At 61.8% G+C, this 748-nt stretch carries 1 protein-coding gene; it reads right to left on the bottom strand.

Translation table 11 applies throughout. From position 1 onward, the window contains the following. Positions 1-287 (bottom strand): helix-turn-helix transcriptional regulator (locus TN53_RS49700; RefSeq protein WP_159038265.1); only part of this gene is annotated, 287 nt, incomplete at its 3' end. Between the last annotated feature and the right edge of the window lie 461 nt (positions 288-748).

The raw sequence follows: 748 nt of genomic DNA, 5'->3' as shown, positions 1-748 counted from the left end.
GCAGCTAGCTCTGCGCAGAAGGCCTCGAAGACGTATTCATCGAGAATCTTGAGCGGCAGACTTGACAGACGGGGCAACCCAACCACAGGCGCTGATGCGGGCGGCTTACCTGGCGCAGCTCCGACAGCGCTCCGCACGAGCTGGAGGAGGTCAGGGTCGGGAACTGTCCGCCCTCGCTCCCAGCTACTGACCGTCTGCTGTCCCACGCCTACGCGCAGCGCCAGATCGCGTTGCGACCAACCGCGGGACGCACGCGCGGCCTTCAGCCACACCGGAAAATCTTCCATCCAAGGAAGTTACGCATGGCCTACGTGACATTCAAGAGGGGGATGCGAAGGATCTGCCGCCTGTCAGATCTGAGCCGGTTGCACCGACCGTGGAACGAGCACACAACGTGGCGAATCAACCACGAGAGTGGGCCGCCATCACTCCCCTGAGCCGGATCAGCAGGCTCCAGATCTCCATCAGCTACGCGAGCAAGGTCATCGGCCTCGAAAGAGTCACCACGAACGCAGCCGGGCTGTCCTCACGACCGCAAATACCAGACAGCAGACATCTGAGCCAAACACAGCCCACCCTCCGCCCATGTCGCCACGGACAAAACAAACGTCCCTCACACTCCCCCACCTCTAGATAATTGATTCCGCCGAATGTGATGCGGGGGGTTGTAAATCTAACGGCCCTGTCCCGCTTTCGGTGGTGACGGAGCGTTCCGCTATCCGAGGACGATGCGGGGGCGGAGCAGGGT

The sequence above is a fragment of the Streptomyces sp. WM6386 genome (assembly GCF_000972385.1).
Lineage (GTDB): Bacteria > Actinomycetota > Actinomycetes > Streptomycetales > Streptomycetaceae > Streptomyces.
The sequence above is the reverse complement of the archived record's forward strand: the minus strand, read 5'-3'. Positions and strand labels throughout refer to the sequence as shown.